The following is a 20,042-nucleotide window of genomic DNA, read 5'->3' as shown; positions in this document are numbered from 1 at the left end:
GTATGTAGCATACAAACTTAGGAGGTTTTTAAATGTCAAAATCAGATAAAGACCATAATCACTCGAATCAGAATCAACCGAAAAAGAATATTAAAATTGCTTTCTTCATAAATCTTATTTTCTCTATAAGCGAATTTTTCTTTGGCTTTCTTTTCAATAGTGTGTCCATTATGTCCGACGCAGTTCATGATTTAGGGGACTCTATTTCAATTGGATTCGCTTGGTTTTTTCAAGGTTATTCAGAGAAAAAACAAGATGAACGGTTCACTTTTGGCTATAACCGCTTTTCTTTACTGGGCGCGCTGATAACTGGCGTTGTGCTAATTAGTGGCTCGTTTTTTATGATCTATCGTAGTGTGCCACGTTTGATTGACCCACAACCCGTAAATTATAGTGGCATGTTCTGGCTTTCTCTCGTAGCTATTGCATTGAATGGATATGCTGCGTGGATTTTAAGCAAAGGCACATCCAAAAACGAGAGCATGTTGAACCTCCATATGCTGGAAGACGTATTAGGGTGGATTGGAGTCTTGATTGTGAGTATTCTAATGAACTTTACCGAGGCTTATCGATTGGATCCTATCTTATCGATTTTGATTGCACTTTATATCCTCTACAAAACCGTTCCTGAATTTTTCACCACAATGAAAATTTTATTGAATGGTTCGCCTGAAAATGTAAACGTAAAGAGCTTGGCGGACTCCATTAAAAATGTTCCTGCTGTAAAAGACCTCTCACATTTTCACATTTGGTCACTGGACGGGGAAGAAAACGCCCTTATCGTCACGGTTCTTATAGATTCTTCCGATATAAACAAGGCTAGGGAAATCAAAGAAGAAATTGCAGAGCTTGCCCATACATCGGGTGTAAAGAATCATATCACAATAGAAATAACTACAAGTAAAGACGAACTGGAAAAAGGGTATGCTTATGGCAGTTAAAGTATTTATATATTGAAAAAAGGACTATTTTAAATCGAGTAGGAGACTAGTCAATTAATGGCTAGTCTCCTACTCGATTTATTAGTGCAAAGCACCCCTTAAATTTAATGCAAAATAAAATTACAATTTACATATAGGAAAAAACTGAGATTCTATCGGGCACGGTAAGCGATTCTTGAATCTGTTAAAAATGTCTAATTTGAGTGTCTAATCTGTTACCGATAATGTAGGGTCAAATTCCGAGAGGAGAAGTCGTGATGAAAATTGGGTATGCCCGAGTTAGTTCAACTGATCAGAATTTAGCACGTCAAATCAAAGCACTTAAAAAAGCTGAGTGTGAAAAAATATTCGAAGAAAAGCAATCGGGAAAATCAACTGAGAATCGACCAGAATTGCAGGCGGCCATTGCGTATGTTCGACAGGGCGATACGCTGGTCATTGCGTCCTTGGATCGTTTGAGTCGTAACTATGATGATGCCAGTGATATCATCAAGCAGATCAGGGACAAACAAGTTAAGATGGAAGTCTTAGATGCGCCATTTCTTTCTATGCGCACTGGCGATTCAGATATGGATAAATTTATGTTTGACCTGTTAACCGAACTGCTAGCTTATATGGCCCAAACGGAACGGAAGAAAATTCGTGAGCGCCAGCGTCAAGGAATTGAAATCGCCAAAGCTAATGGGAAATATCGAGGGACGCGGCCCGCTTACGCCGCAGACGCACCTAACCCACAAAAACGGTTTATCTACCGCCGTATCGTCGATCAATTAAGAAACAAAGCAACCGGTGCCCCAATTAGCTATCGTGCAATTGCAGCTGAAACCGGTGTATCGGTGCAGACAGTAATTAATATTAAAAATCGGTTGGTATAGCTGTTAAATAAGCGTCATCTGAGCACACGTTCGTTATTTTTAACGGACGATTATTTGAGTGAGGTCTGAGGGATTGTTTGATCTACGTAGGATTTTCATATCACGAGTAGGACTTCAGTTTAGAGATACTAATGCGATTAATATTTAGGTTACTTATTTTGCGTTCAATTAGCCTAAAAAATGAGTTAACGAAGCTTTTCGTTAATAGCTTACGGCTACTAATTTCGTTACTCACATTAATAAATGGCTTATAAGCATACATTATGATGTTTTGCCACTTTCAGCTATAGATTAAAAAAAAGCAGGCCACAATTATTAAGTTGTGTCGCTGCCATTCTCTATTATTCCTGTTACAGGGTCTAATTTGGAAACTCCTAATGAACATCTATAAATCTAGTTACATCACGAAATTAAAAACGGCCACTAGAGTATACCCTAGTGGCTAGTTTGAGCTTTAACTTTGTATTCATCTAATTAATGGTCTTGTTTTTAAAAACCATGATCTATCATTCTTAAAAAGAATAAACAGCTTTGAACTATTTAATAATACTTGATAACCATCATCATATCTATCAACTTTAATATCGCTAGAGTCAATTGTTAAATTATTATTAGATATTATACTTGAAATGCAGTTCTTTATTTTTGAAGCAATCTGGTCTTCAGAAGAATTATTAAGCGTCTTACTAATGTTAGAGTGAACTATTCCATACAGTAGCCCTTTAACATATGGGTTTTCGAAAATAGTGTCTGTCAAAAGAGATTCTTCGTTGTCTTCTAATATGAAATGGCAAATTACAAGTTTAATCCGAACAAGCCCGGAATCTTTCAATGGCAGTCTGTTGATGATGTATTTTTAATGGTCGTTGATTAATTAGTTCAAGTGCTGCTAGGATCTCATCAGTCGTTACTTGGCTAAAATTGGTCTTTTTCGGGAAGAACCAGCGTAACCGTCTATTAAAATATTCATTGGAACCTCGCTCCCATGGTGAATATGGATGGCAAAAATAAACTTTGATCTGATAATCCTGTTCTAAGGCCTGATAATTGGCAAACTCTTTACCATGATCAACAGTAATGGATTTTACTTGGGGACCGAAGGCCCCCATAAACTTGCCAAAGGCGGTGTTTAGAGCCTTAGCCGTTCTATTAGGGGCTTTGATGGCCCATAGAAGTCGGGTCTTACGTTCTACGAATGTAACCAGACATGATCGTGACTCACTTCGACTAGAAAGCACCGTATCTACTTCCCAATGACCAAAAGCTAATCGTTGATTAACAGTTGTTGGCCGTTGTTCGATGGAAGTCCCACTTGTAAATTTCCCACGATTTTCGCTCACTCGGTGCTGGCGGACATTCCGATTGGGTAGATCAGTCAATTTGAAGGGGAGCCAGCCACGATTAAGCCAATTATAAATTGACGCAGTGCTCAAGTTATAAGCGGCCGCAATGGTTTCTGGTGACCAGGTTAATCGTAAGTGATTGGTAATTAAAGTCGCTAATGCTGCCGTCAGCATCGAACGACGACCGCAATTCCGCCTTTTGCGATCTGCATCTTGCTGAGCTAATTCTGGATCATAAGGTTTAACCCGGTCCAACTCATAGCTAATCGTAGCTTTGGCGACGCCTAAGGCGTCAGCCATTACTTGGTAAGATTTATTCCCCTCATTGACCAGTTGTGCTAGTGCGCCACGTTGAAAACGTGATAAAGTAGATGTACCCAAAGTAATCACTCCCTATATTGGTTGGAATTAGCTACTACCATTGTAAGTGATTACTTTGGGCTTTTTAATTTCTGTTCGGATTAATTATAGAATTTGCCAAATACAAACTATATAAATGTAAATATATATAATTTATATATTGCCCAAGAACTATCAAATTTATCACTTTTGGCAATTTGTTATCATCAGTAAAGGCAATTGGCAAATTATATTTACCACTTAAATCGGTTGTATATCTAAACTCATCACTCTTTGGACTTAATGCATCAATGGCCTGCACGATGTCAAAAAATTTCGAGTGTAAAATATTGAGGCTATTCTCTTCTAATAATTTTTTAAATGAAATACTCAAATCAGTCAAACAATGATTATCCTTGTTTCCGACTTTAAAACTAGTTCCTGTAGCAATTGATACATTAGTTATCTCGTCTTTTAAGCTTAGTTCTATATAGTGCCTTGCAAGAAATAAAGCTGGCATTAAAAAAGATTCCGAATCGTTACCTGATCCAGCAATTGTAAGTTTAAACGCCTTAAAATAGCCCTCTTCGTACGAGTATTGATAATCATCATACTCTTGGCCAATAGGGGCGTTGTAATCAGTAGCTTCGCTATAACTTGTAAGGGGGCTTGTTTTATCTACTGTTTCTTCAGGGAGGGATGATAATCTTTTTGCAAGGTCACTTTGATTATTTTCACCATATGGATATTGAAGTTTGTCAGTGAAATCTTCAATGTTTTTTTCCCAATTGTATTTAATTTGTTCTTTTGTGTACTCCATAAGCAAAGCTCCTATACATTATCTGTTTTTAGTGTCGTCATTAGAAGTGCTATTAATTTTTAAATGATATTTCTATCTAAAATAATAGAAATATCATCTAATATCAACGTTGCTAAGCTTAGTGTAAAAGGCACCCGTAAAATGTAGGAAAACGGCAGGTTAGAACTGTTGGTTTTCCTACATTTTTTGTATCATGAATCACATCAGAGTGTAGGAGGAATTTGATGTGAGACGTGATTTAAGAGAAGGAGTGACGATTTACGTGACTGAAAATATTAAGCCTAACTTCGCCGAGATTGCCCGGCAATATAATGTTGATTATCGAACCGTTAAGAAAGCCTATGAGGAAGTCAAAGCTGGACTTAAGGGCCGACCAAGTGGTCGACCGAAACGGCCAAGTTTACTGGATCCATTCAAGCAAACCATCGATTCAAAGCTTGAACTAAATTGTTCGGCTGCTTCAATTTTTAAATTTATCCAGAAGAAGGGCTTTACCGGCAGCTATACCCTCGTGAAAGATTATTGTCGCCAAACCCGCCGAGAACGAGTTAAGAAAGCTACCATTCGGATTGAACATTCCCCTGGTCTCTCTGCTCAAGTTGACTGGAAAGAAGAAATGGCCCTAGTGAGCAGCGAGGGTGAGCTGTTTAAATTCAATATTTTCTTGTATGTATTGCCTTATTCAAAACTCAAATATATGACACTAACCTTTGATCGGAGCCAAGATACCCTCTTTTCTTGCTTACACGACGCTTTCCTTCATACCGGAGGTATTCCGACGGAAATCTGGTTTGATAATATGAAAACCGTTGTGGATCATACAAAATCCCAGTTTGGCCACGCTGTCTTTAACGAACGGTTCCACGAATTCTGTAAAGATGCCGGTTTCACACCAATTGCTTGTCGACCATTCAGACCACAAACTAAAGGTGCAGTTGAAGCCCTTGCTCGCACGGTTGAACGTTTACGGCCATACAATACTGAATTTGCTGATGGAACTGAGCTAATCGAACTAGTTCATATGCTCCGAGATGATCTAAATCATGAAACTTCGCAGGCCACGGACGAAGTCCCGTACCTGAAATGGTTAGACGAAGAAAAAGAGTACCTTCATCGCGTTCCAGTTAATCTCCTTGAACCATACTTCGAAGAAAACATTACCCGTGTCGTTTCGAAGGAGGCCATGATCAATTTCCGCAAATGTAAGTACTCAGTAGATCCGCGATACATTGGTTGTACGGTTGCTGTTGAAATCTCCAATGATGAGCAGCGCATTCACATTTATTATAACGGAGAAGAAATTCGTACGCACTCCATAACTACCAATTCGCTGAATTATGACCCCCAAGATCAGTTCAATATCCTCAAATCTGATTTGCTTAAAGGGCGGACAGATGAAGACATTTCAGCTTACATTCGTGAACATATGACTGATTACGACAACTTATAGGAGGCTACCATGACCACTAATAATCAAATTCTTTTAAATAATCTTGAGCGCTTAGGGTTAAACAAAATCCGTGAATACTTGCCGAATTACCTTGATCAAATTCACACTGATAATCTGTCATTAACTGAGGCGCTAATTGATTTAACTAATTCGGAACTCCAGAATCGACACGAAGGTCAGATTGCACGGGCCATTGGCCGTGCTCGGTTCCCCAATACAAAATCCCTAGATACATTTGATTTTAGCTTTCAACCCAGTATGAATCGCCAAGAGGTTCTGGAATTCCAGAATCTGGCTTTTATGGAAAAGTCTGAAAACTTAATCTTTATTGGCAATCCGGGAGTCGGTAAAACCCACTTGGCAATTAGTATTGGGATTGAGGCCTGTAAACAGGGCTGTCGGGTTCTCTTTATTAATTGTCATGAGCTGTTGATTAGATTGAGAGCAGCTTACGAAAAAGGACTGCTTGATCGATCTCTAAGCCGCTATTCGCGCTATGACCTATTAATTATTGATGAAATTGGGTATTTGCCAATTGGTCACCAAGAAGCTAACCTCTTATTTCAGCTAGTCAATGCCCGCTATGAAAAGCATTCAACGATCATTACCAGCAATAGTGATCTATCCGCTTGGGTTGATATTTTCCAGAACCCAACTGTGACAGCAGCCATTCTCGATCGCTTGGTTCATCATGTTCACGTAGTGAAGATCACTGGTAAATCTTACCGATTACGTGGCCTCAAGTAACTGCCGAAAACCTACATTTCTTTCTGCCGAAAACCTACATTTTTAAACTGCCCTTGACACTTAGCTATTAAATCGTCATACCACATGGATCCGTCTTTAGTTTTTCGAGTATATTTGTCAACTGTTATAAAATCTAAGCTTTCTTGCTTTGAAATTTTTAATTTTCCACACAATTCTGTCCGCTTATCAGTTAATCTTTTTGAACTATTGGTATCTACAACAACTAACTTTTTATTATCTCGTTCTATCAGGGTGCGGATAATTCCGTTGATATGTTCATCATCTTGATTGAAACCAAATCCAATTGAACATATTATATTGGAATCTTTTAAGCTTCTATAGAAATCAACGTATCTTTCTGACATATCAATTGAAGTCATTGGCTTGGTACCACTTTGAGTAAAAAGAAGTGGTACCAATATATGCTTGCTATCTGTATAATCAACTATAGAGTTCATATATGGGTCATAATATATATCGATACCACCATTTAAAAAAGAAATGTCTGTTTTCAATACTTCCTTGATGAAGGAACCATAATTAGTTGTTCCAATAACTGATTGCTCTATTTTGTTAGATTCTAGTTCCATTTTTAAGTCAGAGTAATATCCAGATTTATTTTTATCTAGAGCTTCAGCCTCATTTTTTATATATTCTTGTACTGTGTATAAAAAGACAATTATCTTAGAAAATTTTCCCCATTCAGTCTTAGGATTGTACAAAAAATGCCAATTAGAATCAATTAGAGTCTTATAGTCTAAGACATCAGAATAAATTTGTTCTATGATTTTATATGCAAATTTAACTATTGGATGCCAAGTATCATTTTTATATTCGTTGGATAACAACTTCAAACCAGCGATTCCAGCAGCCTCATAATTTACATTTAATGTTCCACCCAGATCATCAAAAATATCTAGATTTAATTCATCCTTCTTGAATATAGAGTCTTCTAATCCTCTTGAAAGAGTCTCACTAAGAGCACCAATCTGGAGTTGGAAAATAGCTATAATTAGTTCCTTAAGCACATTCCTATCATCATCATTAAAATCTTTGAAATCCTTATAGTAATAAATTAGTGTAGCGAAATATTGATTTGAAAATAAGTTATCTCCCGCCTTAAATAAGTCATTATATGCTAACTGCTGATTGATATTCATATAATCGATACCATAGCCCAAATCAGTTTCAATACGCTGATTTAAGGAATCTAAAGCATCTTCTGGATTATCAGAATAAATAGATTTTGCAGACTGTTCTGCTAAGGAATCAAAATGATTAATCTTATTTATTATTTTGTTTCTGTTGTTTCCTATTGTGTCTCTAATGATAGTATCAAAAACTCTCTGACCAAAAGATGATATACTTTTTTTGTCATAATCGTTTGGTAACCATCTCGAAGCATAAGTGCTTCTTTTGTCTATATTTTTACGCATATCGCGTAATTTTTGTTTTCCTGGTTCAGAAGATTGTCTAAATATATCCAATGCGAACTTTCCACCACTAGGCATACCGTAACTGATTTCTGCCCCTGCTCCAAACAAGAATCCAATTTTGTTCATAGTATATACTCCCTTTTTTAAAATGTTGTTACTCCTAATTCAGATCTCAAACTACTCGTCAAATTATTGCTTCTAAATATAGGATATAGAGTTGTAAAAAGTGTGCGATCAATTTTAAATAAAATGATAACAAAACCGTAAATTTACAAGTAATTAAAGGAGGCACTATCTACACAACGAATATATTCAGATTAAATTCTAAATAATATAGAAATTCTTTTTCATCGGTAGTTTAATGTTCGGCACCCATACTGGCTTCCCGTTGTTCTTCTCCCCAGAGACTTGGTACAGTGTCAAAACGAACTCGTCTTGGAATTGATTAGTTTCTTTCCAGTCGTTTGGTGACAGCAATGCACGGTTGCCCAGTGTCACGTCACGATTACGCCGGACAAGAATATGGGCGCTTGCCATTGAATTCTCACTACGGGCACTATCAATCATCTTGATGTAACCATCAAGATTAAATTCTTTTTCTGCTTTGAAATGTTTCAAAATATCCGATATAAATTTTAAGCTAACTTCAGTAGCGGGATCATCATTAGAAAATTGTTGAACTAAATCTGATATCTGCATAGTCGTTTCGTTCTTCGGTACGCTTGGAAAGTGGTTTGATCCGCCAACCAGGATATTCAGCAAGGATTTATCTAACACATTAGATCGCGTTGGATTCAAACCATCTGGATAAGCAATTGTGATCTTCTTTCCTGCTTGAGCCTGACGGATAATTGAGTTATTAGTCTCATTAATTTCTGCAAAAAGTTTATACAACGCCCGGCTACTATACATTGTTATCAAGCCAGGATCGCGATCATAGCCAAACATACGATTATGTTGCCACATCGTATCAGCATTTGGGCTTTTGCTGGTTCTGGTGTAATAGAATGTATTCAATTGGCCAAAGGTTACACCCCGGCCCAGGTTAGTTCCCCCAATAACAAAGTTACATCCAGATTCATAGTCTTTGTCATCGTCAATCGATGTTCCGTTTAATAGGACAATCGTAAACTCACGTTTTTCAAGAATCTGTCTAACACGTGTCAATACTTGATCGTGTGGTTGTTTCTCAGTATTTTGTGGTGTAATAGCGGCATACTCCCGATCAAATGCATCAGTGAATTTTTCGTCAGCATGGTGGTAAGTCCACCATGCAATTGCATCTTCAATTTCTTTTTTCGACTTTTCATGAGCTGCTCGCCGAATGCCAGGGTGAATTAGACAGTTTGAGACTTTACCACCAGTTAGCATGATTTGCGCTGATACGACCAAGTGGCGGAGCACAACATGTTTTGCGCTTTCTTGCGGTGTTTCATCATCAACAAAATGAATGAAGTTAGGTATATCGTTAGTCTCTGTTCCTGGAAAGAAAAAGTCACCACCGAGATAGCCATTACCAGGTTCAAAGTATTCAGTAAACATTGGCCGCCAATTGGAGTTAAGACTTTGAAGTAGCAGGGCTTGGGGAGTACCAGTTACCTGAAGATAAATTGATGCTTGTGCTGTATCACGTATCTTTCGTAGTCGATCATTGATCGCGGAAACCTTTTTTTGATTAACCTTTGTATTTTCTGAAGCAGCATCAGCTTCATCATCAACGATGAATAATGCATTTCCCTTCAGTTTTTTAGAATTACGGAATCGATCAACCCACGCCTGTAAAACACGTGTATTCTTTTTTACAATAATTAGCACAGGCTGATTTTTTGCGCTTCTGAACTTTTCTTCATCATTCTCGCTACAGATCGCAAATTCAGGCAGATCATGTTGTGCGCGTTCAAGCGTTTGTTTTTGTAGGAGTCTGCTGTCCGTTGTCATCAGTAGGAAGTAGCGAAATTCCAAGTCAGCAGCTTCACAGATAATGCCAAATGTTTGTCCCGTCTTTCCACTTTGAATATTGCCAAAAAGCAATCCCATTTCATGTGTTGTATAGGTGAAATGGCTGATGTATTTTTTGCCTATACGCCGAGACGTTTTTTCTATGCTATTTGCAAGTTCATCTTTACCTGCATCACGAAACTGTTGTAGATAATTATTAAGATATCCCATTAGCTTTTCTCACCTTCAAAGTGAACTGTCCAGACGTCTAGCAATTCCCGTGTCCAATGTTTCTTGTCTAAAGCACCTTTCTTATTTCGTGATGTTGGGGCTAATCGATTGAATACCACCCCATATTCCTGTGTAGATGTCTTAGTAAGAACCATCACGCGCATTTGGGCAGCATTTAACATTTCTTGCGTTACAACGCCGAGACGTTCCGTATCGGTAGTTGTATTATCGACTGGTTTGACGTATCCAGCTGTAGCCAGTCGTCCCTTGATCCAGCGCCCAAAAACTCGATCGTTACCAGTTTTACCATAAGCCGTCAGTTGTTTATTGTTATCAGCAGTGGTATGCGCTTCAAATTTATAACCATCGTCCGTGACAATCCAAAAAGGCTTATTTTTAGGGTAGTTTGGCTGAGTAGAGATCGTCTTATTTACGGTAATTTGAACCTCGTACCAATTTCTGGGCTCAACACCACCACTCAATTTATTATATCGACCGCTACCATAGGCCACATTGATATTTGATCGCGCGTAATCATGCCGGGCGGTAGAAAAACGATTAGTAGCTAATGGGGCTTTAAGTGGAATCCTAATCTCAACACCAGTCTGCAATGATCGATACATATCCTGTTCACTTTCGGTCGTTTCCAAAACTTCTTCGATTCCACCAAGCACTTCGATCCGCTCGTGGATTACCTTGAAATCGTTTAAATTGGTGGCGGAAACGGTGCAACTGGTTTTCAATTCCTCAATATGAGTAGACAATTCATGCAGTTGGTCAGAATTGGTGATTGTGGTTGCTAGTTCATATTGGCGAGCAACAGATCCCAACGGTGCTAGCACGCTTAAATTAGCTGATCCTAATACCGCCGACTTTAATTCATCATTGCCTTGTTGATTTGGTTGCCAAAAGAGATAAACCTTGCCATGATAGCTCATATTGTTCACAAAGCGGATTTCACCTTTTCCTGTATCTTGCCATTTTTTATGTAGTAAACGTACTCGATTGTAGATACTTTCTGGAATACCACTTTCCAGATACATACCAACAACCAGACAGATCTGCTTAATATTCCCCCTTGAAACCAATGAGTCTAGTTTATCCAATCCATCTACCGAAACATAGCCTACTGCAATGTCCATTCTCGAAGCTGTACTTGCCTCTTTTACTAACTGATCAGAAATAAGTGGTAAACTCTCCCCAAATGGCATCGGTGGTACTTTAGAGTATAAAATTGTCATTTTTAGTCCTCCTATTATTCTCCATTTTCCCACAATAAAGCATATTAATCACGCCTATTAGAGCTTGCAATATGTAATAAAAAGTCGTATGATTTTTAGCATAGGCATATGCCAAAACACTTGTTCGATATGCTGAACTCATGGAGGTGTTCACTATGATATTTAGAACTGCTGAATTATTCGCTGGACCTGGTGGTGGCGCATATGCTGCTAAAACTTCGCACTTTATCGATACTAAGGGCAGAAAATGGGGGTATCAACATGCCTGGGCAAATGAATTTGATAAAGATACTGTTGATACCTATAAACTGAACATCCTTAATAACCCTAAGGCGACTACCGTTTACTGCGAAGATGTAAGGAAACTCGATCTTACTAATCACCAATTACTGACTGATATGGATGCGTTGATTTTCGGATTCCCTTGCAATGATTTTTCCGTTGTCGGCAAGCAAAAGGGGTTAGATGGAACATACGGTCCACTATATACTTACGGAGTTAAAACATTAAAGGAGTTTCAACCAAAGGTTTTTATCGCCGAAAACGTTGGTGGCCTATCCTCTGCGAATGATGGTGATGCTTTCATTCAAATTCTCAAATCATTAGCCGATGTTGGTTACACATTAACGCCAAACTTCTATAAGTTTGAGGAATACGGTGTTCCACAGGCTCGGCATCGTATATTAATTGTTGGTATTCGCAATGATTTGGCTAGTCAAGGCATTAAATTTCACGTACCTGCCCCGACCACACCCAATCCAGATGACTATGTTACCGCTGGCGAGGCTCTAACTAATCCACCGATTCCAGCAGACGCGTTTAATAACGAATTAACACGTCACAAGGCTTCGACTATTAAGATGTTGTCCTATATCCCAGAAGGTGGTAATGCTTGGTCGCACCAAATTCCTGAAAGTCTGCGTCTAAACGTCAAGGGTGCTCGGCTTTCAAATATCTATAAGCGCCTAGACCGTAATAAGCCGTCATATACCGTTACCGGATCTGGAGGCGGTGGTACTCATATGTATCACTGGAAGGAAAACCGAGCATTAACCAACCGTGAACGTGCACGACTGCAAACCTTTCCTGATAATTATCACTTCATTGGTGGTAAAGAATCTGTGCGGAAACAAATTGGTATGGCGATTCCACCTGCTGGTATGCGCCATATCCTAATGGCAGTGCTTAAAACTTTTGCAGGGGAGCCATACGACTACATTTCACCAACACCACGTTTACAACCTAATGTTCTGTTCAAAACATCTGGGTCGGAAGTGGCAACACTTGTTAAACTTTAGGTTAGCATACAAAAGTGAGCACTAAAGACACAGTTCTAAGCTTATTCTGTTAATATTCGATCACTGAAAAAAATCGTTTTTAGATTTTCTTGAATCAATTATAAACATTCCAGTTGATGTTGCTGTTTGGCACGTTTTTAATCGCGCTCCTCAGCTATATCGACAAGCACCACAAATAAAAAAAGCCGCCCTGTGTAACTTTGGTAGAGGTCACAGGACGAGCTAAAATCGTTTATTAAATTTCTGCCACCGCCTTTGAAGCGGCTTGCATGGGAAGTCTTGTTAGCGCAAGGCTTCCCTTTTCTATTACATTATAGCATGACCTTTAAAAACTGGTTAACGTTTTAGACTTTGATCAAGTTCGGATTCGGGTTGTTTGATCTCCGGATTCTGTTCAGCAAATGCTTTCAGTTGCTTCTGTGTTCGCTCACTGATTTCTTGGTGCACATCGTTTAACTGTTTTTTAAATTGTGCTTTCTGTTGTGGACTAGTTGCTTGTTGAATTTGTTGTTGCAAGCCTTGATAGGACTTATTAAGTTCCTGGGCTGATAGTTTTTTTAGATCATGCTCAGGTTCTTTTTGGGCTTCTTGCAAGCCTAATTGTTTGGTTAAGCCATCGCTAAGCTCAATCGCTTTGTTGCTCACTTGCTGAATCTCACTTAAAGCGCTATGGATTACGGCTTTATCTTTGGCCCAGGTGGCCACGTAACCGAGTGAGTAGTTGCCGGTATCAACGCCAATATTTTGCATGGCAACATACGCAACCGCTTCGGCTTGGGTTTCCTGATAGGCTCGTGGCCGATCTTTAAAGGCTGATTTTAAGCCGTGTAGCTGGCTATGCGCATATTCGTGGTATAACGTCTTTAGTTTCAAAGCATTGTCGGGCTCATCGCCACCAATGACGATTTCATTAGTGCTGGGTTGAAAATACCCCTTAGCCCCATTTAGCGTCGCTAAAGGCACTTCACTGACTTTAAGGTCGGTTTGCTGGTTTAAATGATCTTTGAACGCGTTATATAAGCTTGTCACATTCTGATGATCGGCCAAATTTTCTTTGACAAAGTCTTTAGCACTTAACACTGGTTCACCGCTAGTTTGTGCCACATCAAAGACGGGTAGATAGCGATAACCGACAATGGCGCGCTCATCGGTGGTATCAAGATGCTTCTGCTCGGCTGGTGTTAGCTTCTTAATGATCGGAGCCGCAATCTGAATCGCTTTTGCGCCCCGGTTGACGGTGCGGTTAAAAGCCTTCTGCCATTGCTTAAAACCGGCGACTTGAGTGGCTTGAGGATTTTGCGCATAAATTAAATCAATGTTTCTGGCGCTATAACGATGAAATTTAGCCAGGGTATTGAGATACTTTTTAAATTGGTCACTATCAGTTAATTTTAGGATTTGCTGTTCAGCCTGGGCGACTAATTGTGCTTTCCAAGCCTTAACATCTGCTTTATTTGGCATAAGTTACCCCTCCTCATCTTCAAAAATATCATTCAATGTTGGCAATGATCTTATTTGAATCGGGGTCGTGCCATAAAGGGCAACGTAGCCATCGGCTAATTTTTGCCAAGCCACTTGATAGTAAGCTCCATTTCCAGTAATTTCTTTTAAATACTTGTAGGCTCCTTTAGTCTGCAAAACCGGTAATTCACTCCCAATGACTGTTAATTCGTTATCCATTTCATGATCTCCTTTGCTTTGCTAATCTCACCCGTTGTTTGGGTTTACTTTTAGGGTTGTAAAAGTGAACCTAAATGACGGGTTCACCAACCGGAACGTAGTGCAGGGCGGTAGGCAGGTTCTAATCAAAATCAAAACTTAATTTATGGCCGTCAAGCTTTAACTTGGCGTCAAACGACTTTCCCTTTTTGCTCTTGAAACCCTTTAATTTGCTGGTTTCACCCTTAGTAACTAACGCTTTAATTGCGGTCTTCCCGAGCGTCTTGCTACTCCATTTCTTAGGTAAGGTAAAATCTTCACCTTGCTTGGGCTTCACAATGTAAAACTTCTGTTTATTTAAAACGGTCGCTTGCGGTGTTTCTAAGAATACTTCGGCGGCTTTTTGCGCTTGCTGTTGGTGATTGATTTGTTGCTTAATGGCTGCACTGCCAGTTAATTGTGTTGGGACATCAGCGATCAATTTCACTACGAACTTTTTGATTTGGTTCAAAAAGTTATCCGGGGTGCGTTCTTCGGTACTGATTTGTTGTAACGCTTGCTCCCATTTAGCCGTCATTTCTGGGCTAGTTAGCAAGGGTTCGAGTTCAACCGCTTTACATAAAGTAATTCCGGCGTCACTGACGTGTAGCTTGTTCTTTTCAGTGACGAGATAGCCGCGTTTCTTTAACACTTCCAGCACATTGGCCCGGGTTGCACTTGTCCCAATGCCTTGCACATCTTTAAGAATCGCTTGGGCTTCTTCATCATCAAGCGTTTTGCCGGCGGTCTTCATGGCCGTAATCAGGGTACCTTCGGTAAAGGGTACCGGTGGTGTCGTTTCTTTTTGCGGTGTTTGCAGATTTGCTTGGACTTGATCGCCTTGGTGAACGAGCGGTAAAGTTGCTACTTCTTGCTGCTCGGCTTTGTGATCATCAAATAAAGCTTGCCAGCCTTGCTTAGTTGGGACCTTACCGGTTGCTTTAAAATTGGCGTCGCCAACCTGAGTGATAATGGTGGTTTCTTCGTACTCGTACGGGTCAGCAAACATCGCTAACGTCGTTTTTAAAACTAAGTCATAGACTTGTTGCTGTAATTTAGGTAAGCTGGCTAGTTTCTCTTTAGTCGGCACAACTTTAGTCATGATAATGGCGTAATGTTCTTCAACCTTTTTCCCATTGACGTAACGTTTATTTGGGGTTGTATTGGTTACAGCGACTTGCTTAGAGACTAAACCCAGATACTTCGTCAGATTAGCCACTAAGTACTCAAATTCTTCATCAGTGATATAAGCACAATCGGTGCGGGGGTAACTCAACAACTTGGCTTCATATAAACTTTGAATGGCTGCTAAGGTTTGGCTGGCGCTGGCGTGATAACGTTTATTCATGGCACTTTGCAGACTGGATAGTGAGAATAGTTGGGGACTAGCACGCTTTTTAGCCTGTTTTTGGACGTCCTTGATTAAACCGTCCTGTGAGCCCTTCTGAACGTTTTTAGCTTGCATGAATGCTAGTAGACCTTTTTCATCTTTAAAGCGCTGATAGGGGTCCAATTTTGCGACGAATTTTTGCTGATTGGCTAAAATTTCAGCATTTAGTTCAAAATAGGGTTCCGGCTTAAAGTTTTTGATTGCCTGGTCTCTTTGATAGACCATATACAAGGTTGGCGTCTGCACGCGACCAATTGAGTACACCCCACGCACCCCATTTTTCCTCAACAATAAAGTATATAAGGGACTACCATTCATACCGATCAACCAATCACTAATTTGCCGGGTTTGGGCTTCTTTATACGCCAAATAGTCTTGGTGCCAGTCACCAAGATTTTTAAAGCCGGTAATAATGGCGTCTTTTTCCAAACTATTCAACCATAGCCGCTTAATGGTCTTCTTTTTAACGTCAATCTGGGCTTGGCTCATGATCGACCAGGCAATATTAGAACCCTCTCGGCCACTATCGGTGGCAACAATAATGGTATCGGCCTTCGTTAACAGGTCTTTGACGATCCCGTATTGGTCCTTTTTACTAGCTGACACTTCAAACTTGTATTTATCGGGGAAAATCGGTAAATTAGATAGGGTCCATTGCTGGTATTTCCGATCATATTTATCCGGTGTGGCTAGTTCAACTAAGTGTCCGAGACCATACGTGACAAGCGTATTCTCGGGCAAAACAGGGTCACTAACCGTATAGTAACCCTGTTTTTTTGTGCTCTTTTGAAAGGCTTGGACGTATGAACGGGCTTGACTGGGTTTTTCAGCTAAGATAACAGTGGTCATGTTCGTTCACTCCTTGTGATTAAGTTTTTGATCTAATTCTGTTTTACCTTGTTCAGCTGCTTTCAACCAAGTTTCACGTCGCAATTCTTGTTGTTGCTCTATCGATTGTTGCTTCAAATAATGTTGATACCGGTTGATGGCTTTGAGATCTGCATAGGCTGACCAACGGAATAATAAGCCACCCAGCAGTAAAACTAAGGCCATTAGCGCAGTTCCTAAAAAATCGGTATGGTTCGCCGTGAAAAGCTCTTGGTATAAATCCATTAACATGAGGTAAATTCCCATTATATAGAAGACCATGCTAACTAAGTTATCAAAATAGTAAGACAGCTTAGTCCGCCGTGAAGGTGTTGCAAAAGGGTCGGTTCGCATATCTTTTTTGGCTTTTTCCAATAACCAGTGTGCGATTTTCTTCATAACTATTTTTCCTCCTAGTGGTTACGGAAATAATTTTGAAACATTCTCATGGCACCCATACCAGCACTTTTAGTCACACCGGTTGAAGCCCAAAAGTCTTTAACGGCGTCAGGTGTTTTGACCACCAGAAAACCGAATCCGATTGAAGCAATAAAAGCAATAAACCCGTATTTAGCCATATTAGTGAAACACCACACTGATAATGACATACAAAGCACCTGGCTAATAATGGAAGCATTGTAATAAATGTACTTCTTCCACCACGTACCACTATAATCAAAGCTTTCAGTCGCCATGCTCATTGCAGCTAAAGGAATTGTCAGGTTATACCACGCCATATCAGCCACAAACACACACATTTTGATAAAGAACACGACGGTTACGACAGTGAAGATTAGCAGAAACAAAATCTGTAAGGGTAGCGAAATGCCAACATCTTTTAGCCCAGGGACTTTATTCATGCCGGTAATTGATTTAGCAGTAAACTTCTGATCAGAACTAAACATATACTTTAGCAGGGGCAAGGTAATTGAACCTTGAATAAATCCCTGTAAAAACACGAAAACCGGAATCACGGCTGCTGATTTAATCCCGTCCATGATGATATTAGCCCAAGTCACATCGGTACTTTCGTCCGCCTCTTTTATAATTGTCATCACAATACGCCCAAGGACGACCACAACGACTAACGATGTCGCAAAGGATTTGATTTTACATTTAGATTACAAGTGCATGCCCCCATCTTCATGCCGGTTTCGAGTTTGGTGTTGCCGTTGCTTTTTCGTCATTTCCCACTCAGTCTTCTTTAAACCTTGCGCCTGTCTTTGTCGTTGGTAATCTTCATCACGAGCATATAGAACAGTCATGATCGCGTCACTAAAGGCCGTCTTTAAGTAATAGTCTGGACTAACTGGCTTGTAATTTAGCGGTTGATAATGTCCGATATTTTCTTTTCTGTACTGGTCGTCCTTGGCTTGTTGCCCTTTTAACTGCTTTTGGATTTTCTCGATCTGACTGTTCTTAATCGTCGGATCGGCTTTGCATTCACCCAAAAAGAGTTGTTTAGTGCCATCATGCTTTAAAACCCGTTGTAAGTGATGATTTTCTAACTGATCTAAGCTAAGCTGTCCCGATAAATAAGCTAGTCCTTGTTGATGTTCTTGGGGACTGAACACCTGTGGTGGATTTGCTTGCCACTGTTCAATTGTTTCAGCCTGACATGGCTTTAAAACAGGATCATAGTACATCACGGCTGTATAGGCTTGTTCCTGTTTAATCAATGGCAATCCATCTAAATCGCCTTTGGGAAAGGCCCTTTTCAATACTTCATGGTATTGCGTTTTAATGACTTGCTTAACGGCCATGATTGCCCGTAGGTCTTTGACTGCGCGAGTAATCTTTTGCTGCTCGGTTGGTGAATACTTTTCTAGTAGACCTTGATCAACGTGTTCTAGACTTTCTAAGCTATCATCATGAATCATCAGCGTATATTTAAGCTCGATTTTGACTTCCTTTTCTTGTTGCATTAATAACTTCCAGCCAACGTATGGCCGTTTGGTAAAGGTCAATAATTGTCGGACCAATAAATCATCACGAATATTCATTAAACGTTCGTTTAATTCACTGCCTTTGAAAATCGTTTGTTCACTATTAGTTTCTTTAATCAATTCCCGTCGTTCAGCCGCGGTTGTCTGTTCAAAATCAAGCTCTGGATAAAGTTTTTTAGTCGTGCGATCAACTACTTTATTTAAGAGTTCATCTGCTTTTTTTAGTGAACTTTCTTGTTGGTTAATCGTCAATAATTGCTTAGTGACATCTTCACCAACAGCGTGCTTAATTAAGGTACTGTTTTTCCAATTAAATAGCATGCGCCGCTTATCATCTAAACTTTCCAAACTAATATAAGTTTTCAGTTCGTGGCTTAACTCTTTGACCACTTTTTTCTCGTTAAACGAGAAGTGTTTACTTAGGCTATCCAAGTGGCCTCGATTAACTACTTTCTCCTGCATATTTTTATAGCCAGCTTTGGACTTACGATAGTTCTTAACTTGTTGATTAAATGCCTTTCTTTCATGCCGTTTGCTATTGATTCCCTCGTGTTGCATTGGTGTGTCAGCTATTCCCTGTTCCACAAATGATTTTTCACTGATCCGATCAGGAATGTTTTTTTGCTCTAAAGCCTGATTTACACTTGCCGCCCAATTGTGCCGCCATTCAGTTATTTTTTCTTTTTTATCCCAATCGACCATCAGTATCTTTCTACTCTTAGGGTACTTGCTAGTTCCGGTATATGTTTTGTTGCCATTATCATCTAAAATATATTGCTTTTTGCTCTTAATTCCCCATGTTCCATCTGAATTAAACGGCCGATTAGTTAACATCACATGAGCGTGCGGATTATCTGGGTGGTCGCGATGAATTGCCACGTCGGCTACCATGCCCTCATCAACAAAATTTTCTTGCACATATTTTGTCAGTAATTCTTTCTGTTCATCTTCGCTTAGTTCAACTGGCAAAGCCACGTTAAACTCTTTCGCATACCGAGAATTTGCTCGCCGATCTTTTCTTTCTACTTCGTTCCATAATTTTTCTCGATCACTGGCCCATGCTGGTGAATTTTTAGGAGTTAAAATAAAACTCTCTGGCATGACTGACCGAGCATAGAAATAGTGGCGACCTTCTTGATCATCAAATAATTTTTCACCACTTCGATAAGCGGCACTGGCAATCGCACTTCGTCCTTTCCCAGCACTAATATTACTAAAACTCATATGAAAAATTGCCATAATAGTCACCGCCTTTATTTGGATCTATTGGTTGATTTTGTTGTCGCCAACGGCGACTTCTGATACAAGTCTTTAGTGCGATTTACCCAACAAGTATTTAGTGGGGTGTAAGTGCACATTGACCTCGTTCCACTCGGCCTGCTGATTCTCTTAACTTTAACTTAGTGTATGCCTTCCGCTTCGCTATTTCAACTTTTATCCTTTGACTTAACGTTTCTTATATGATATAGTTTCGGTGATTAT

At 39.6% G+C, this 20,042-nt stretch carries 16 protein-coding genes and 1 pseudogene; 6 read left to right on the top strand and 11 right to left on the bottom strand.

Annotated features, from left to right (window positions below):
• Window positions 1-32 precede the first annotated feature (32 nt).
• On the top strand, window positions 33-941 hold the full coding sequence (locus tag ABUE36_RS01530; protein ID WP_054712331.1) for a cation diffusion facilitator family transporter: 909 nt from the start codon (window positions 33-35) through the stop codon (window positions 939-941).
• Window positions 942-1,198: 257 nt separating this feature from the next.
• On the top strand, window positions 1,199-1,816 hold the full coding sequence (locus tag ABUE36_RS01525; protein WP_014216312.1) for a recombinase family protein: 618 nt from the start codon (window positions 1,199-1,201) through the stop codon (window positions 1,814-1,816).
• 803 nt (window positions 1,817-2,619) lie between these two features.
• Here ABUE36_RS01525 and ABUE36_RS01520 read toward each other — a convergent pair.
• Both ABUE36_RS01520 and ABUE36_RS01515 read right to left on the bottom strand, forming a co-directional pair.
• Entirely contained in the window at window positions 2,620-3,540 is a 921-nt protein-coding gene (locus ABUE36_RS01520; RefSeq protein ID WP_011373852.1) for an IS30-like element ISLsa1 family transposase, read from the bottom strand.
• Between the two features lie 64 nt (window positions 3,541-3,604).
• On the bottom strand, window positions 3,605-4,318 hold the full coding sequence (locus tag ABUE36_RS01515) for a hypothetical protein (RefSeq protein ID WP_421017041.1): 714 nt from the start codon (window positions 4,316-4,318) through the stop codon (window positions 3,605-3,607).
• A gap of 226 nt (window positions 4,319-4,544) precedes the next feature.
• On the opposite strand from ABUE36_RS01515, the gene istA reads away from it, so the two are divergent.
• Together istA and istB are read left to right on the top strand one after the other, a co-directional pair.
• Window positions 4,545-5,768 carry an IS21 family transposase gene (gene istA / locus ABUE36_RS01510; protein ID WP_003555353.1) on the top strand — a complete coding sequence of 408 codons (1,224 nt, stop codon included), beginning with the start codon at window positions 4,545-4,547 and terminating at the stop codon, window positions 5,766-5,768.
• A gap of 9 nt (window positions 5,769-5,777) precedes the next feature.
• On the top strand, window positions 5,778-6,515 hold the full coding sequence (gene istB, locus ABUE36_RS01505; RefSeq protein ID WP_014386885.1) for an IS21-like element helper ATPase IstB: 738 nt from the start codon (window positions 5,778-5,780) through the stop codon (window positions 6,513-6,515).
• Window positions 6,516-6,526: 11 nt separating this feature from the next.
• Here the strand turns inward: istB and ABUE36_RS01500 are convergent, their stop codons facing one another.
• The 3 genes from ABUE36_RS01500 to ABUE36_RS01490 all read right to left on the bottom strand — a co-directional run bounded on the left by ABUE36_RS01500 (window position 6,527) and on the right by ABUE36_RS01490 (window position 11,361).
• The gene (locus ABUE36_RS01500; RefSeq protein ID WP_421017040.1) at window positions 6,527-8,077 is read right to left on the bottom strand and encodes a hypothetical protein; all 1,551 of its coding nucleotides are present in this window, start codon (window positions 8,075-8,077) and stop codon (window positions 6,527-6,529) included.
• A gap of 198 nt (window positions 8,078-8,275) precedes the next feature.
• The gene (locus ABUE36_RS01495; RefSeq protein ID WP_421017039.1) at window positions 8,276-10,120 is read right to left on the bottom strand and encodes a Z1 domain-containing protein; all 1,845 of its coding nucleotides are present in this window, start codon (window positions 10,118-10,120) and stop codon (window positions 8,276-8,278) included.
• Entirely contained in the window at window positions 10,120-11,361 is a 1,242-nt protein-coding gene (locus tag ABUE36_RS01490; protein WP_421017038.1) for a restriction endonuclease PLD domain-containing protein, read from the bottom strand. Before ABUE36_RS01490 ends, ABUE36_RS01495 begins: the two co-directional genes overlap by 1 nt.
• Before the next feature lie 155 nt (window positions 11,362-11,516).
• Here ABUE36_RS01490 and ABUE36_RS01485 point away from each other — a divergent pair, with 155 nt between their 5' ends.
• Window positions 11,517-12,659 (top strand): DNA cytosine methyltransferase, encoded by a 1,143-nt coding sequence (locus tag ABUE36_RS01485; protein ID WP_421017037.1) that lies wholly within the window; start codon window positions 11,517-11,519, stop codon window positions 12,657-12,659.
• 116 nt (window positions 12,660-12,775) lie between these two features.
• The gene (locus ABUE36_RS01480) at window positions 12,776-12,838 is read left to right on the top strand and encodes a putative holin-like toxin (RefSeq protein WP_222843308.1); all 63 of its coding nucleotides are present in this window, start codon (window positions 12,776-12,778) and stop codon (window positions 12,836-12,838) included.
• Window positions 12,839-12,995: 157 nt separating this feature from the next.
• On the opposite strand, the gene ABUE36_RS01475 is transcribed toward ABUE36_RS01480, so the two are convergent.
• The 6 genes and pseudogenes from ABUE36_RS01475 to mobQ all read right to left on the bottom strand — a co-directional run bounded on the left by ABUE36_RS01475 (window position 12,996) and on the right by mobQ (window position 19,799).
• A complete protein-coding gene (locus ABUE36_RS01475) occupies window positions 12,996-14,120 on the bottom strand; it encodes an ArdC-like ssDNA-binding domain-containing protein (protein WP_421017036.1) in 1,125 nt (374 codons plus the stop codon).
• A 3-nt stretch (window positions 14,121-14,123) separates the two neighbouring features.
• Window positions 14,124-14,339 (bottom strand): hypothetical protein, encoded by a 216-nt coding sequence (locus tag ABUE36_RS01470; RefSeq protein ID WP_041153659.1) that lies wholly within the window; start codon window positions 14,337-14,339, stop codon window positions 14,124-14,126.
• 121 nt (window positions 14,340-14,460) lie between these two features.
• Entirely contained in the window at window positions 14,461-16,596 is a 2,136-nt protein-coding gene (gene topB, locus ABUE36_RS01465) for a DNA topoisomerase III (protein WP_421017035.1), read from the bottom strand.
• A 6-nt stretch (window positions 16,597-16,602) separates the two neighbouring features.
• Window positions 16,603-17,013, bottom strand: a complete 411-nt coding sequence (locus ABUE36_RS01460) for a hypothetical protein (protein WP_002825296.1) — start codon at window positions 17,011-17,013, stop codon at window positions 16,603-16,605.
• 14 nt (window positions 17,014-17,027) lie between these two features.
• Window positions 17,028-17,717, bottom strand: a pseudogene (locus ABUE36_RS01455) (conjugal transfer protein TrbL family protein); the annotation flags it as partial.
• 18 nt (window positions 17,718-17,735) lie between these two features.
• On the bottom strand, window positions 17,736-19,799 hold the full coding sequence (gene mobQ, locus ABUE36_RS01450; RefSeq protein ID WP_421017034.1) for a MobQ family relaxase: 2,064 nt from the start codon (window positions 19,797-19,799) through the stop codon (window positions 17,736-17,738).
• Between the last annotated feature and the right edge of the window lie 243 nt (window positions 19,800-20,042).

The organism is Furfurilactobacillus cerevisiae (assembly GCF_048961765.1).
Lineage (GTDB): Bacteria > Bacillota > Bacilli > Lactobacillales > Lactobacillaceae > Furfurilactobacillus > Furfurilactobacillus milii_A.
This window is presented reverse-complemented; position numbering and strand designations above follow the sequence as displayed.